This is a genomic window from Olivibacter domesticus (genome assembly GCF_900109575.1).
Lineage (GTDB): Bacteria > Bacteroidota > Bacteroidia > Sphingobacteriales > Sphingobacteriaceae > Olivibacter > Olivibacter domesticus.
In genome coordinates, this window is record NZ_FOAF01000001.1 from 1,358,110 (window position 1) to 1,370,831 (window position 12,722).

Consider the following 12,722-nt stretch of genomic DNA (forward strand, 5'->3'; position numbering starts at 1 on the left):
TTTGATAGCGAGTTAACGGTCATACCTCTAGAAAATTCTCTTGATGATTTTCTAAACAGGCTTTTATTCTATGTGTATCGCCAACGAGCCATACAATATCATTAGCGAAGATGGTTTCTGATGAACCTGGGTTGAGCATGCGGTTTCCTGTTCTTTCAATACCCACTACATGGCTACGAAGGTCTTTCTGGATCCCGGAGGTTTTTATCGTTTTACCAGAATAGGGGCTGGCTTCCATAACCTGTACTTTAATAAGCTGGATATCATTGATGTCTATGTCTTCTTCATTGTCCGCTTGCCGGACTGTTTGGTCAAACACAACTTTTAATCGGGAAATCTGTTCGTCGGTCCCCAATATACCCACTTTGTCGGAAGGCAATATCCGCTGTTTTCCGTTTGGCAGATGAATGGTTCTGTCGTTTCTGCGTATATACACAATATGTATCCCGTACTGCTCTTTCCAGTTAAGTTCGTACAAAGTCATTCCTGCAAATAAAATGGTATCGACTGCTTCCAGTTCTGTTACGTAAGCATTCCATTCCTGGAAGTGCTTCTTTGCTTCCTCATTTTTGTGTTGTAGCTCTATACTTCCTTTATTTTGAATGTATGCAAGCCGTTCTCTTTCGTTCAGGTTCGATATGAACCGTTGCTCTATTCGCTGGTGAATCTGCTGAACCTTGTCTGAGAACAACCAAAGCAATGCTACAATTACCGGAACAGCAACCATCAGCGCATATTTGGTGGTAGTGATCTGATCGATAAAGAAACCTATAAGAAATATTCCCAGAAGATACCGGACAGCGTGAAGGGAGATACCCGTTACCGAATAATTCAGGTAATACGAATTGGCAGCGTCATTGCCTTCTTTTAATTTAACTTTTTTGATCAGGATGGCCCATAGGAAAGGGGATGCCAGCAAGGTCGCTGCGCTTATCAACACCACATTTCGCCAGAGTACGCTTTCTATTTGCGTATTCAAAAACGGAATGAATGTATATTTGAATAGCAGCGTAATGGCAACGAGTATAATGCTATTGGTGATCAGGATGCTATTATATTCCTGCAGCATTTTTTTCCAAAGCGAATTGTCTTTATTTTTCTGTGTTTCGGAAGTATAGACATCTAACCGGGCTACCCATTTTGCCGGAAGTACGTTTACAATCCTGCTGTATAAAGGTTCTGAAAATTTAATTAGATAGGGTGTGGTAAACGTCGTGATTGCTGATACTCCTACGGCAATAGGAAACAGAAATTCGGATATGACGCCTAAAGACAAGCCTAAAGCGGCAACGATAAAAGCAAACTCACCAATCTGGGCCATACTGGAACCTATCTGTACAGCTTGTTTTAAAGGTTGTCCGGAAATCAGGGCTCCTAGCCCACTGAAGAAAAATTTCCCTACGATGGTGAGTAAGGTAATGGCCAATATGGGACCTGCATACCTGTACATCGCCTGTGGATCGATCATCATACCCACGGATACAAAGAATATGGTGCCGAAAAATTGTTTGATCGGTTGTGTAAGGTGTTCGATCTTTTCTGCCAGTACAGTCTCTGCTATTAAAGAACCCATTACAAAAGCACCTAATTCGGCAGAAAACCCCACCTGCGTAGCCAACAGCACCATGCCGAAACAAAGTCCTATTGCAAGAATGAGCACCGTTTCTTCGTCCATCCATTTTTTGGTCTTTTTTATAAATACCGGGAGCAGATAGATGCCTACTAAAAACCATAACACCAGAAAGAAACCCAATTTAAGTACGGTGAAAAGGATTTCTGATCCGTGAAAGGTCTGTGTTACGGCAACGGTTGATAGCAATACCATCAGCAGGATGACAATAATATCTTCTACCACCAATACACCGAAAACTACCTTGGCAAACTGTTTGGGTTTTAAACCCAGTTCATCAAAAGCCCGCAGAATAATGGTGGTGGAAGAGCTTGCCAACATACCCGCAAGAAAGAGACTGTCCATCTGACTCCAACCCAGCAAATAGCCGGTAAGATAGCCGCCCAAACCTACAAATATAATTTCGGTAACTGCCGTAATGGATGCCGGGCCACCTACTTTCACCAATTTTTTAAAACTGAATTCTAAACCTAAACTGAACAGCAGCATGATAACACCGATCTCCGCAAAAGTCTCTACGTTTTCGTGATCAGCGATGGTGGGCAGGTAACTGAAATGCGGCCCCACCAGAAAGCCTGCAATGATATAACCCAGAACCAGGGGCTGCTTAATACGTTTAAAAAGAATGGTAACCAATGCGCCTACCAGGAGGATCAGCGCCATATCTTGTATCAGTTCGGGTAAATGAGCCATCTATATTTTTGTATTGTTTACTGTTGAGATGTTATTGAATTCGGTTGAGATATTGATATTTCCTTTTAGCATTTTTGAGATGGGACATTTTTCGGCCACCCTCAGTAGTCTTTGTTGTACTTCCGGATCCAGCTGTTCCCTAAATTCGATCTTTCGTTCGATGTGTGTTACTATTTCTTGGTTTTCTATCTTATGGAATAGATTGGCAGCAATCTCTATTTCTGAGATACCCAAACCTTTATGATCGATATACATCTTTAATGTCGCTAATGTACAGGCAACCAAAGATGATAATAAAAGTGTATAAGGATCGGGGCCTAAATCTTTTCCACCTAATTTTTCAGGTTCATCGGTGATCAATACGCCATTTCTCCAATGAATAGCTGTTTTGTATTTGTGGATACCTATCGTTCCTTTTATGGGGGTCTCTAGAATATAATTCATTCGAAAATTATTTGTTCTTTCAATGGCCTCATGGAACCTGCACTTTCATCGCCTTTTTTGCTTTCGGCGCTGACAGGGTAGGTTTCATCTATTATTTTTTGCTTTTATTGATGTTATGCTTGTTGTTTAAGGCATCAATGATCCGTCAATTGGTGGGTTAATCATATCGGGTTCATACATTTTTATTATGCCTCATTTTTTTTGTACCAGAGATCTGCATAATCTTCAGGATGCCGTTTGAATTGTGCCCGAACATAGGGGCAAAGCGGTATTGTCTTTAAAAACTACTTTTGTGTTTTCCATTATTCAACCACTTCTTTCACTGAAGCATCTTTCTTAATGCTTAATGCTCCTGATGGACATTTTGCAACTTGGTCAAGAAGTTCCAGTGTGGTGGCATTCTCAACTTTTATCCACGGACGTGCTTTGGGATTATATACTTTTGATAAAGTATGTACACAAACTGCCGCGTGAATGCATAATTTTGGTTTCCAAAGAATGGTAATTTCTCCGTTTGAATATTCGTGTGTTTCCATAATGATTCCTTTCTGAAATTGATTCCCCGTTTTTAATAATGTTAATGTAATGCCCCATCAAATCTTTAAATTATGGGACGTTGTAAAAAGGCCAATAATGCTGTGTTAAATTTTTCCAATTCTTCGATAAACAGGCCATGGCCACTGTTTTCAAATTTTACGATGTAGGAGTTTTTAATTCCCTGATGCATTTGTTCGGCGAGGGCAAATTCACAAATAAGGTCTTTGCTTCCGTGGAAAATGGCTGTTGGGATATTTATTTTTGAAAGCTCATCTCTTAAATCGGTATCTCTCAAGGCGATTAAACTTTGTGTAGTGGCATAAGGAGATGCCTCTATATTAATACCTCCTAACCAATTTGCAATACCTGCTGGCAAGGCCGTTTCACTTGCTCCGAATATTTTACCAAAATTTTCTAAAAGCTGTGGTCTGTTAACCTTGCTCAATGCGATCAGATCATCCACAGCTTCTTTGGTAAAGCCATAGTTATAATCGTTGCGTTTGGTCCAGATGGGTGCCGCTGCACCGAATAATACGAGTCTGCTTACCTTAGCGCTATTATATGTTGCTATATAATGTATGGCTATGGCGCCACCCATGGAGAAGCCACCCAATGTGGCATCTTTAAGATCCAATTTTTCCAACACAATCTTGATGTCATGGGCATACACATCGTAATTATAAGCGCCATAAGGCTTGTCGGACTTTCCAAAACCACGCAGCGTAATGCCTATTACCCTGTAACCTTTATCCACTAAAAATTGATACTGATATTCATACATCGCGTCGCTTAATGGCCAGCCGTGAATCAAAACCACAGGTTTTCCCTGGCCTAAATCCGTCACGTGTAACTTGACATTTTCGGCTACCGCAATGTATTCTTCTCTTCCGAATGAAGCTGCATGATCTGTATATGTGATTTCTTTATTATCCATTTCGTCTTTATTTTAAATTTATATTCTTCCTTTTTGATCATTGATTTTACCGTATTTCCCTGCATAAAAGTCGCGGTAAGCTTCCGCTATTTCGGATGAGTTATTCATCACAAAAGGTCCCTCAGCCACAATTGGCTCCGTATAAGACTCTCCACCAAATAGCATGATATCCGTAGCTTCCTGCAATTTATTTTCGATTACTATTTCACCAGCGCTTCTATCAAATTCTATAAAGTCTCCTGCTTGAAATTCGGCATCGTTAAGTATTGTGTTCTTAACGGGTAAAAAGGCTGCAACTTCAATTTTTTCGTCAATGGAAATAGTAACATTTTCACCTGCTTCAACATGGATATGATATAAAAACTGCTCCGAATAATTTGGTATTTTGGACGCTAGGTTTTCGTAATTACCAACGATTACTTTTATCCAGCCACCATCATTCGGCAATCTTTTTTGTGGGACTTCATCACCTTGAATCGCTAAATATGCTGGCTTTTCGGCTTTGATATTTGATGGCAGATTTATCCAGAATTGTAAAGCATGGACAAGCTTAGAATCCGTCTTGGAGTCATGGTTCAGTGTTTCATCATGGATGATCCCGTTGCCGGCATTCATCCATTGAACGCCACCGGAATGTACCCTAGCATAGTTCCCGGCACTGTCAAAGTGCTCGTCCTCGCCATGAAGAATATAGGTCAATGTGGCGATGCCACGGTGCGGATGCGCGCCGGTGCCTTCTTTATTGATCTTTGTTTGGATTCTTGGAACGATATGATCTAAGAATACGAACGGGCCGACCGCATCGGCATACCTGTTTGCCAGCATGCGATATATAACCAGGTCGCCGATATCTGCTCTTTGTCCCTGGGTGGAAAAACTGCTTTTCTTTTTCATCTGTATAAAACTTACTGTCTTGCGGTAAATAATATTTAGGGTGATCTTTATGGAAAATCTGTCGTTTCCTTTTGTCGATTGTTCTGTCTGATCTGTGGAATCACTTTGGTGCCTATTAGCTCAATAGTTCGCATTAACTGCTGATGAGTAAGGCCCGCCATGTCCATCTGAAACGCAAAACGGTCTACACCGCCCAGGGCTTCGCTATGGCACAATAGCTTTTCGGCTACTGTGTCTGGCCCGCCGACTACAAGGACACCCTTTGGGGAGATCATATCGTCGAACTGGCTTTTAGTAACAGGCGGCCAGCCGCGCTCACGCCCTATTTTGGTCCATGATTCTTTATATCCCGGATAATAGTCAGCAATCGCTGACTGGTCGGTTTCGCCGACGTAGCCCGGTGAGTGCAGTCCCACCTTCAGTTCCTCCGGCTTAAAGCCTGCCTCCTCCCCTGACTTTCTGTAAAGGTCTACCAGCGGCCGGAAGCGCTCGGTCTCGCCACCGATGATGGCTACCATTAAGGGAAGGCCCAGCATCCCTGCACGTACAAAGGATTGCGGCGTGCCGCCAGCGCCTACCCAAACAGGTAACTTTTCCTGAAGCGGGCGTGGATATACCGGCTGATTTTTCAATGCTGGTCTGAACTTACCCGACCAGGTGACAAATTCTTCGTCCCTAATCTGTATCAGCAACTTTAATTTCTCTTTGAACAGGGCGTCATAATCATTCAGGTTATACCCGAACAACGGAAATGCTTCTGTAGCAGAACCTCGTCCAGCTACCATCTCAGCGCGACCTTTCGAAATAATATCTAATGTTGCGAATTGTTGATATACGCTGACAGGGTCTGAAGTACTTAGTACGGTCACGGCGCTTGTCAACCGGATCTTTTTGGTACGGGCCGCCGCAGCTGCAAGTATCATCGCAGGAACAGAGTCCAGGAATTCTTTTTTATGATGTTCGCCGATACCGAAAAAATCATGACCGGCCTCATCTGCCGCAACTATTCTTTCCAGCAACTGTTCCATGGCATCTTCACTGCCCAGGTTATTGCTTCCATACATTGCCGAAGCAAAACTATCTATGCCTATTTCCATAATAAAAGCTCTATTTTTAATAATTTACCATATTCAGGTCCCTTAACGGTGTGTTAACAATATATTGGTTAAGGTTAGTGATTGTGGTGATGGATAAACAATAGCAACATCCTGAGATCACGCAGGATGTTGCTTTGTTGGTGACTTTGCTTATTGTGCCGGAACAGGTGTATTCAATAACTGTAGTTCCCAAGCTAAAGCAACACCACTTGCCCCACCGTGGTCAAACAAAACGTCAGACAACTGAGCAGCTGTTTCAGTACGTGCCCAGTCACGTTGCCATTCAGAAACTACGGCTATCCAATTGATCGGTACTATACCCGCCTGAACCATACGACGCACAGCCATATCATGCGCTTCTGATGAGGTGGAACCGCTAGCATCTGTAACAACAAATACATCATAGTCTTCACCTACTGCCTGGATCGCAGGCATGGCAACACAGATTTCTGTCCATAGCCCTGCTATGATCAATTGTTTACGACCGCTTTCTTTGACTATGTCAGTAACTTTGGGGTCCTCCCAGGTGTTAATAAATGTTCTGTTAATTGGTTTTTGATCAGGAAAGACATCCTGAAGACCTTTAATAATATAACCACCACGCTCTTCAATGACGGTGGTTAAGATAGTTGGTACATTGAAAACTTTTGCTGCTTTCGCAAGACCAACTACATTGTTGATAACCATGGTTGGTTCATGGCTATTCAAATTAGTGAACTGAAACGGCTGATGATCGATCAATACGACGATACTGTCTTCCGGACGCAGCAAAGCCTCAAGGCCTCTTTTAACATTTTTTGACATGATGTTGTTTTTTATGGTTAATTATTAAATAGAAAATTGCAATGTAGGTAAGAGACACTGTTGGCAAGATGAATGGCCAAAAGGATTTTTGCTAGGTCGATTATAGAAAGAAAAGCATAGTCCGGATCTCATAATATGTTGTGTTTGTTAATGAAACAAAGTTCGTGATCCGGAGAAATCTCAAAGATGATATTTGTCGAAAAAATTAGTAGATATTTGTCTATTAATTTCTTCCTCCATACGCGCGGAGATTAAAAACAATGAGGGCGCCGCTATTCATAAGCGTCAATTTATCAATCGCTTAGGCAGACTTATCTCCCGCTATGCTAGTAAGAGTCTGCATTTAATTTTATATTTGCCTAAACAATTCATAGTATTTAATATTTAAAGGATACGCGAGACTGATATGTACGACGCTTTTTTTGACTATCTGGGTAAATTCAGTTCTGAACCACTTTCAGAAGACGATAAGGCCTTGATTAGGCGAACATTTATTCCATCGAAATTAAGGAAAAGACAATTTATGCTGCAGGCCGGAGACCAGTGTAAGTATTTTGCATTTATCGTAAAAGGTGCAATGCGAATGTATTCAGTGGATGATAAAGGCATAGAACACATTGTACGGCTGGGTGTAGAAAACTGGTGGATGGGTGATATGGAAAGTTTTGTGATGTCCCTGCCAAGCCCGTACCATATTGAAGCCTGGGAGCACTGTGAACTGCTTTATATCACCAGAGAAGGTGCTATTGATCTGCAGAAGAAGGTTCCAGCGTTTTGTGAAATGAAACAGCAACTTGACGAGCGCAATCATATGGCCAACAACCGGCGCCTAGCCTCCGCCATAAGCGCTACCGCAAGTAAGCGTTATACTGATTTTATAGAATGCTATCCTGAACTTTACAAACGTTTTCCACAGCATATCCTCGCGTCCTATCTCGGTATTAATAAGGATACGCTAAGTCGCGTCAAACGCCAGCACTATCTAAAATAAAAAGGTATTTTAGTTTAGACAGATTAGAAAGTAGACTTTTATCTACTTTTTTTTCTGATAAATATCATCTTTCTCTTTTAGCCTGGTTACGGATATTTGCGTATCAACTTATATCAATTGAAAAGAACGATATGGAAACACTTGAATATCCGAACGGGGAAATAACAATTCTTTGGAAACCGAAAGTATGTAGCCATTCGGCGGTTTGCGTACGTACGCTGCCGAATGTTTATGACCCTAAAGCACGTCCCTGGATCCGGCCGGAGAATGCGACTACTCGGGAACTGATCGAACAGGTTGCCAAATGCCCGTCCGGAGCGTTAAGTATTCAAAATAATATTGCTACTAACAAAGTGAACGAATAATGGAAAGTACAGAAGTGATTTTTACGGGTCGTGCCTACGGTGAGATCCAGCTCTTTTCCGATGAGATCAAAGCCGGCAAAATGAACATCGCCGTCACTGACGGAAGGCTAACGGTCTTTCATACCGAGGTATCCCCTGCCTTCGAGGGCCGGGGTTTCGCAAAGCTACTGCTTGATCGGCTGGTAAGCCATGCAAAAGAAAAAGGTCTAAAAATCATACCGCTTTGTCCTTACGTGAGTGTACAGTTCAGGCGCCACCCCGCCGAATACGAGGATGTATGGCTCAAAGACTGGCATCCATGAAATACGTATTTGGAACCTAGGCATCGAAAAATTCAGAACCGCCATTCAATGGAAAAATGGTGTGCTGATTACCGATGAACCTAAAAAAACTCGGCAGTAAAGATCTCAGTGCAGATCCTTATATTCGCTTTTGCTCTATATTTTATAATCAGTTAAATTTTATTCTCCATCTGTTGTCCTTAACCGTATCTTTGCTCTGTATAAAGCTCATGGATGGGAAAGTGCGTTAACCGAAGCAGAGAACCTCAGGTTGGAAAACAATCATTTTTATTATCTCCTACTTGGAGAACTTTATAGAAATACGAATCTACTAAAGGCTCAGGCGAGTTTTCAGCGGGCGGTCGTACTGGCCAAAACCCAAACAGAAAAGAAATATATCCGTAAAAAAATCCAAAACTTGCTATAAATATATCTTCTAAATAGGGAAGACAGAAGGCTCCCCTATTTAGATGGCTCTAGCTACAAGCAACTTATATTATTTCACGATTATTATTTTTCTTTCAATGGTGTGTGCGCTAAAATATCCCAACGAGGTCGGTGTGATGTTCGTGGGCGGGTCTGCAGGAGTGACACTTCCTCCCGGGCCATCGCTTCCTTGCTGTGACGCTAGTGAATACCAGTATGTATAGACCTCCTTATCGATACATTGCATCTCTACTTCAACACGATCTCCTGGAAGTACTTCCAAATCATCATCATCATCACCTAGCGGTAGATCTAACTCAACCGAACGGCCATCACTGAATTGATCGTCATTAACAAAATCTCTCTTAATAAGCATTCCGTTGAGGTATAAGACGAAACGATACTGATTAGCAATTCCGGGAGGATCCTGATAGTGCACACTGATTATCCGCGCATCTTCGTTCTCTCCGAATTCGTCTTTTCGGGTGCTTACTGAATCCAATTTCACTGGCAACGGCATTTTCGAACTTGCTCGAAAAGTGCTATCTCCTGTTACAACGGTTAGTGAGTAGGTTTTTGCGTAAATACCAGATACAGAATCGTTTGTATATACTCCGACCGGCCCCTCCCTAAATATATAATTGTTGCCTGCATCGTCTTCGACACTCACTTGTGCTCCAGTAACGGGGGGATAGGTATTCTTGTCAGAGAAACGAACGTTGGTACTAAGCTGGATCGTTTGCACGCCACGTTGATCATGAATGTTGGCCTCTATGACCAAGCGCTCGGTATCATCTCTCAGCTCGAGCTCAATCACCCTTTCGCATGAAGTTAGAAAAGATAAGATAAAAAGATAAATAATATAGCTTATTGAATTTTTCATCAGCGTTTTATAAATGTTAAAATTTAAAGTTCCATGTTACAGAAGGGATCGGTATGGGAAATAGACTCGTCCGTACCGCTTCAGTAGTGTTTGGATCTGTTTGACTATCTCGAAAAGTAATTGCATAGGGATTGTGGTAACCATATACATTGTAAATACTAAATGTCCAGCTCGAGTGATATCGCTTATGCTCTTTTCCTTCCAAGGTGGCGCCTATATCTAACCGATGCGTAGCTGGCAAGCGATAACCGTTGCGTTCTGAATAGGAAAATCTAGTTCGACCACCAAGATTGTACTTACCGGTGGGATAAGTGACCGCATTGCCTGTTCCGTAAATAAAGGTACCCGAGAGGGTCCAGCGTTTATTTAATTTGTAGATCCCCACTACCGAAAGGTCATGCGTTCTATCCTGCCGCGCGGGGTAATAGCTTCCATTGTTGATTGCATCGAACTTTCTTTCTGTGCGTGATAAGGTATAGCCTACCCAACCATTGAGTCGGCCATGTCTCTTTTTCACAAACAACTCCATCCCAAAAGCTCTTCCCGTACCGTAGGTTAATTGCGATTCAACCTCTTGGTTAACCATCAGTTGCGCACCATCTTTATAGTCAATCTGGTTTTGCATCCACTTATAATAAATTTCGGCAGAGAATTCATAGTTATTATCATTGAAATTTTGGAAATATCCAGTTGATAACTGATCGGCAATTTCCGGTTTTATATTGTTACTGCTCATTACATATAAATCGGTAGGAGTACTACTGGTAGAATTGCTGAGCAAGTGTATGTTTTGCGTATTACGGTTGTAGGATAACTTTACGGAAGTTCGATCATTCAATAAATAACTGGCAGAAAACCGCGGTTCGAGATTTATGTAGGATTTTACAAGATCACTGGAACCAACTGCTGTAGATGTTAAGACCGTTCCGTCTGGGTTATATGTTTTAAAGTTACCGGGCCCCATCACAAACATACCGTTTAAACGTAGGCCATAAAGAAAGGTTAGCTTGTCACTGGCCCTCCACTCGTCACTGGCATAAATTGCAGCCTCATAGCCATATCGTTCTTCTACATGAAGGTCATTGAAACTGGAATTGGCGCTGGCGCGGATATCGCCCGGAGATATTTTATGATGCACGACATTTGCGCCAAATTTGAATGCGTGATTACTATTTAATGCGTACTGAAAATCCTGCTTTAGATTAAAATCCCGAATGCGCGACGTTATCTTAACATCCTCTTCATTTTGAAATTGTTGGACGGCATATCGATAATTGCTATAAATGAGGGAGGTATTAGAAAACAGTTTACTGCTGAACAAGTGATTAAACCGTATAGTAGCCGTGCTGTTACCCCAATCAGTTCCAAAGATATCCTGCACACCGAGAACGTCCTTACCGAAATATCCAGATAAATAGAGCGTGTTTTTTTCATCAAAATGATAATTGGCTTTTGCATTCAGATCGTAAAAATATAAGGTACTGCTATTGACAGTGGAATCTGAGGATGCCTTCAAAAACATATCGACATATGTTCGCCTACCACTTATCATAAAAGAGCCTTTATCTTTTACAATAGGCCCCTCTACTTTCAAACGAGACGCAATCAACCCTAAACCACCTTCTGCCGTAAACTTTTTATTGTTGCCGTCATTCATCTTTATATCGAGCACGGAGGATAAACGTCCACCGTATTCGGCAGGCATCCCGCCTTTATAAATGCTGACATCCTTGATGGCATCCGAATTAAAAGTGGAGAAGAAACCAAGTAAATGGGATGCGTTATACACGGGAGCTTCATCTAAAAGAATAAGATTCTGGTCGGCAGCTCCACCGCGAACATAGAATCCTGCATTCCCTTCTCCTCCCGATTTAATACCAGGCATGAGCGTGATTGTTTTTAAAATGTCCCGCTCTCCCATTACCACTGGTACCATATTGATCTGAGCCATATTGAGTTTCTCGACCCCCATCTGTGGCGATCGGATTTGATCGTGATTTGAACGATCTGCACGGATAACAACTTCTTCTAATGTACCCGTAGGAGCAAGCGATATATTCAAGGTTTGATTGTTCTCTAATGAAACTTTTTGAACGACTGTTTCATAACCTATGTAACTGAATGAGATCGTATATGCTCCTTCGGCCGCGCTGAGTGAATAAAAGCCATAGCTGTTGGTCGTAGTACCTAAGGTACTGAGGCCTTGCACCCTTATCGACGCCCCGATAAGGGTCTCTCCTGTGTTGGCATCCTTGATAGTTCCATTTATAGTAAATTTCTTCTGCGCATAACTACTTAAGCTTAAAAGTAGTAGGATAAATAAAAACAGCGGTCTGTTCATTAATATAATTTGATTTTCTGGTGAATATGATACTTGGATTTGTATTGATGTAAATTGATTACGATGTCTGGTAGACAGTTTTATACGCTATAATTCATACGCCATGTTTTCGCAGTAAATACCTTCTATTGTTAATAATTTCTCAATTAGTTTTGGATGCAAATCGGATGACACAATTCGTAAAATCCTATCGCAATCAGTGAGATCAAAACTCCATTGCTTGATCTTGGCCGCCGATTCAAAAAGGGCTGCTACCCGATTTGCATCGTCCATGCCATCCACATCTGTTTTAAAAATTAATACTTGGTCCATTATCTCTTTTTTTACAGTTAAAAATTTCGCCTCTTGCAGGGAATTAGTGTCGGACAAATGTATATTGAGGGATGAGGCTTAGATTTTTTT

Annotated in this window: 13 protein-coding genes; 3 read left to right on the top strand and 10 right to left on the bottom strand. The window is 41.7% G+C overall.

What is annotated here, in order from left to right; genetic code table 11:
* Positions 1–19: 19 nt before the first annotated feature.
* From BMY50_RS05835 to BMY50_RS05870, 7 genes are all read right to left on the bottom strand, one after another.
* A complete protein-coding gene (locus tag BMY50_RS05835) occupies positions 20–2,323 on the bottom strand; it encodes a cation:proton antiporter domain-containing protein (protein WP_093320107.1) in 2,304 nt (767 codons plus the stop codon).
* Entirely contained in the window at positions 2,324–2,767 is a 444-nt protein-coding gene (locus tag BMY50_RS05840) for an OsmC family protein (RefSeq protein ID WP_093320111.1), read from the bottom strand.
* Positions 2,768–3,069: 302 nt separating this feature from the next.
* Positions 3,070–3,303 (bottom strand): (4Fe-4S)-binding protein, encoded by a 234-nt coding sequence (locus BMY50_RS05850; protein ID WP_093320116.1) that lies wholly within the window; start codon positions 3,301–3,303, stop codon positions 3,070–3,072.
* A 65-nt stretch (positions 3,304–3,368) separates the two neighbouring features.
* Entirely contained in the window at positions 3,369–4,238 is an 870-nt protein-coding gene (locus BMY50_RS05855; RefSeq protein ID WP_093320119.1) for an alpha/beta fold hydrolase, read from the bottom strand.
* An 18-nt stretch (positions 4,239–4,256) separates the two neighbouring features.
* Positions 4,257–5,132: a pirin family protein gene (locus tag BMY50_RS05860; RefSeq protein ID WP_093320123.1), complete on the bottom strand. Its 876-nt coding sequence runs from the start codon at positions 5,130–5,132 to the stop codon at positions 4,257–4,259.
* Positions 5,133–5,179: 47 nt separating this feature from the next.
* Entirely contained in the window at positions 5,180–6,229 is a 1,050-nt protein-coding gene (locus tag BMY50_RS05865) for an LLM class flavin-dependent oxidoreductase (protein WP_093320126.1), read from the bottom strand.
* A gap of 150 nt (positions 6,230–6,379) precedes the next feature.
* Positions 6,380–7,033, bottom strand: a complete 654-nt coding sequence (locus BMY50_RS05870) for a hydrolase (protein WP_093320129.1) — start codon at positions 7,031–7,033, stop codon at positions 6,380–6,382.
* 406 nt (positions 7,034–7,439) lie between these two features.
* On the opposite strand from BMY50_RS05870, the gene BMY50_RS05875 reads away from it, so the two are divergent.
* The 3 genes from BMY50_RS05875 to BMY50_RS05885 all read left to right on the top strand — a co-directional run bounded on the left by BMY50_RS05875 (position 7,440) and on the right by BMY50_RS05885 (position 8,691).
* A complete protein-coding gene (locus BMY50_RS05875; protein WP_093320134.1) occupies positions 7,440–8,024 on the top strand; it encodes a Crp/Fnr family transcriptional regulator in 585 nt (194 codons plus the stop codon).
* A 131-nt stretch (positions 8,025–8,155) separates the two neighbouring features.
* Positions 8,156–8,389 carry a (4Fe-4S)-binding protein gene (locus BMY50_RS05880; protein WP_093320139.1) on the top strand — a complete coding sequence of 78 codons (234 nt, stop codon included), beginning with the start codon at positions 8,156–8,158 and terminating at the stop codon, positions 8,387–8,389.
* A complete protein-coding gene (locus BMY50_RS05885; RefSeq protein WP_093320143.1) occupies positions 8,389–8,691 on the top strand; it encodes a GNAT family N-acetyltransferase in 303 nt (100 codons plus the stop codon). Before BMY50_RS05880 ends, BMY50_RS05885 begins: the two co-directional genes overlap by 1 nt.
* Positions 8,692–9,166: 475 nt before the next feature.
* Here the strand turns inward: BMY50_RS05885 and BMY50_RS05890 are convergent, their stop codons facing one another.
* The 3 genes from BMY50_RS05890 to BMY50_RS05900 all read right to left on the bottom strand — a co-directional run bounded on the left by BMY50_RS05890 (position 9,167) and on the right by BMY50_RS05900 (position 12,632).
* Positions 9,167–9,979: a DUF4249 domain-containing protein gene (locus BMY50_RS05890; RefSeq protein WP_093320146.1), complete on the bottom strand. Its 813-nt coding sequence runs from the start codon at positions 9,977–9,979 to the stop codon at positions 9,167–9,169.
* A gap of 16 nt (positions 9,980–9,995) precedes the next feature.
* Positions 9,996–12,320 (bottom strand): TonB-dependent receptor, encoded by a 2,325-nt coding sequence (locus tag BMY50_RS05895; RefSeq protein ID WP_093320150.1) that lies wholly within the window; start codon positions 12,318–12,320, stop codon positions 9,996–9,998.
* Between the two features lie 87 nt (positions 12,321–12,407).
* Positions 12,408–12,632: a hypothetical protein gene (locus tag BMY50_RS05900; protein ID WP_093320152.1), complete on the bottom strand. Its 225-nt coding sequence runs from the start codon at positions 12,630–12,632 to the stop codon at positions 12,408–12,410.
* Positions 12,633–12,722 lie beyond the last annotated feature (90 nt).

Excerpts from the sequence above, each read along its gene's own strand:
- BMY50_RS05885 (WP_093320143.1), top strand. The coding sequence starts at position 8,389 with ATGGAAAGTACAGAAGTGATTTTTACGGGTCGTGCCTACGGTGAGATC.
- BMY50_RS05870 (WP_093320129.1), bottom strand. The coding sequence starts at position 7,033 with ATGTCAAAAAATGTTAAAAGAGGCCTTGAGGCTTTGCTGCGTCCGGAA.
- BMY50_RS05860 (WP_093320123.1), bottom strand. The coding sequence starts at position 5,132 with ATGAAAAAGAAAAGCAGTTTTTCCACCCAGGGACAAAGAGCAGATATC.
- BMY50_RS05850 (WP_093320116.1), bottom strand. The coding sequence starts at position 3,303 with ATGGAAACACACGAATATTCAAACGGAGAAATTACCATTCTTTGGAAA.
- BMY50_RS05875 (WP_093320134.1), top strand. The coding sequence starts at position 7,440 with ATGTACGACGCTTTTTTTGACTATCTGGGTAAATTCAGTTCTGAACCA.
- BMY50_RS05890 (WP_093320146.1), bottom strand. The coding sequence starts at position 9,979 with ATGAAAAATTCAATAAGCTATATTATTTATCTTTTTATCTTATCTTTT.
- BMY50_RS05855 (WP_093320119.1), bottom strand. The coding sequence starts at position 4,238 with ATGGATAATAAAGAAATCACATATACAGATCATGCAGCTTCATTCGGA.
- BMY50_RS05865 (WP_093320126.1), bottom strand. The coding sequence starts at position 6,229 with ATGGAAATAGGCATAGATAGTTTTGCTTCGGCAATGTATGGAAGCAAT.
- BMY50_RS05895 (WP_093320150.1), bottom strand. The coding sequence starts at position 12,320 with ATGAACAGACCGCTGTTTTTATTTATCCTACTACTTTTAAGCTTAAGT.
- BMY50_RS05835 (WP_093320107.1), bottom strand. The coding sequence starts at position 2,323 with ATGGCTCATTTACCCGAACTGATACAAGATATGGCGCTGATCCTCCTG.
- BMY50_RS05900 (WP_093320152.1), bottom strand. The coding sequence starts at position 12,632 with ATGGACCAAGTATTAATTTTTAAAACAGATGTGGATGGCATGGACGAT.
- BMY50_RS05880 (WP_093320139.1), top strand. The coding sequence starts at position 8,156 with ATGGAAACACTTGAATATCCGAACGGGGAAATAACAATTCTTTGGAAA.
- BMY50_RS05840 (WP_093320111.1), bottom strand. The coding sequence starts at position 2,767 with ATGAATTATATTCTAGAGACCCCCATAAAAGGAACGATAGGTATCCAC.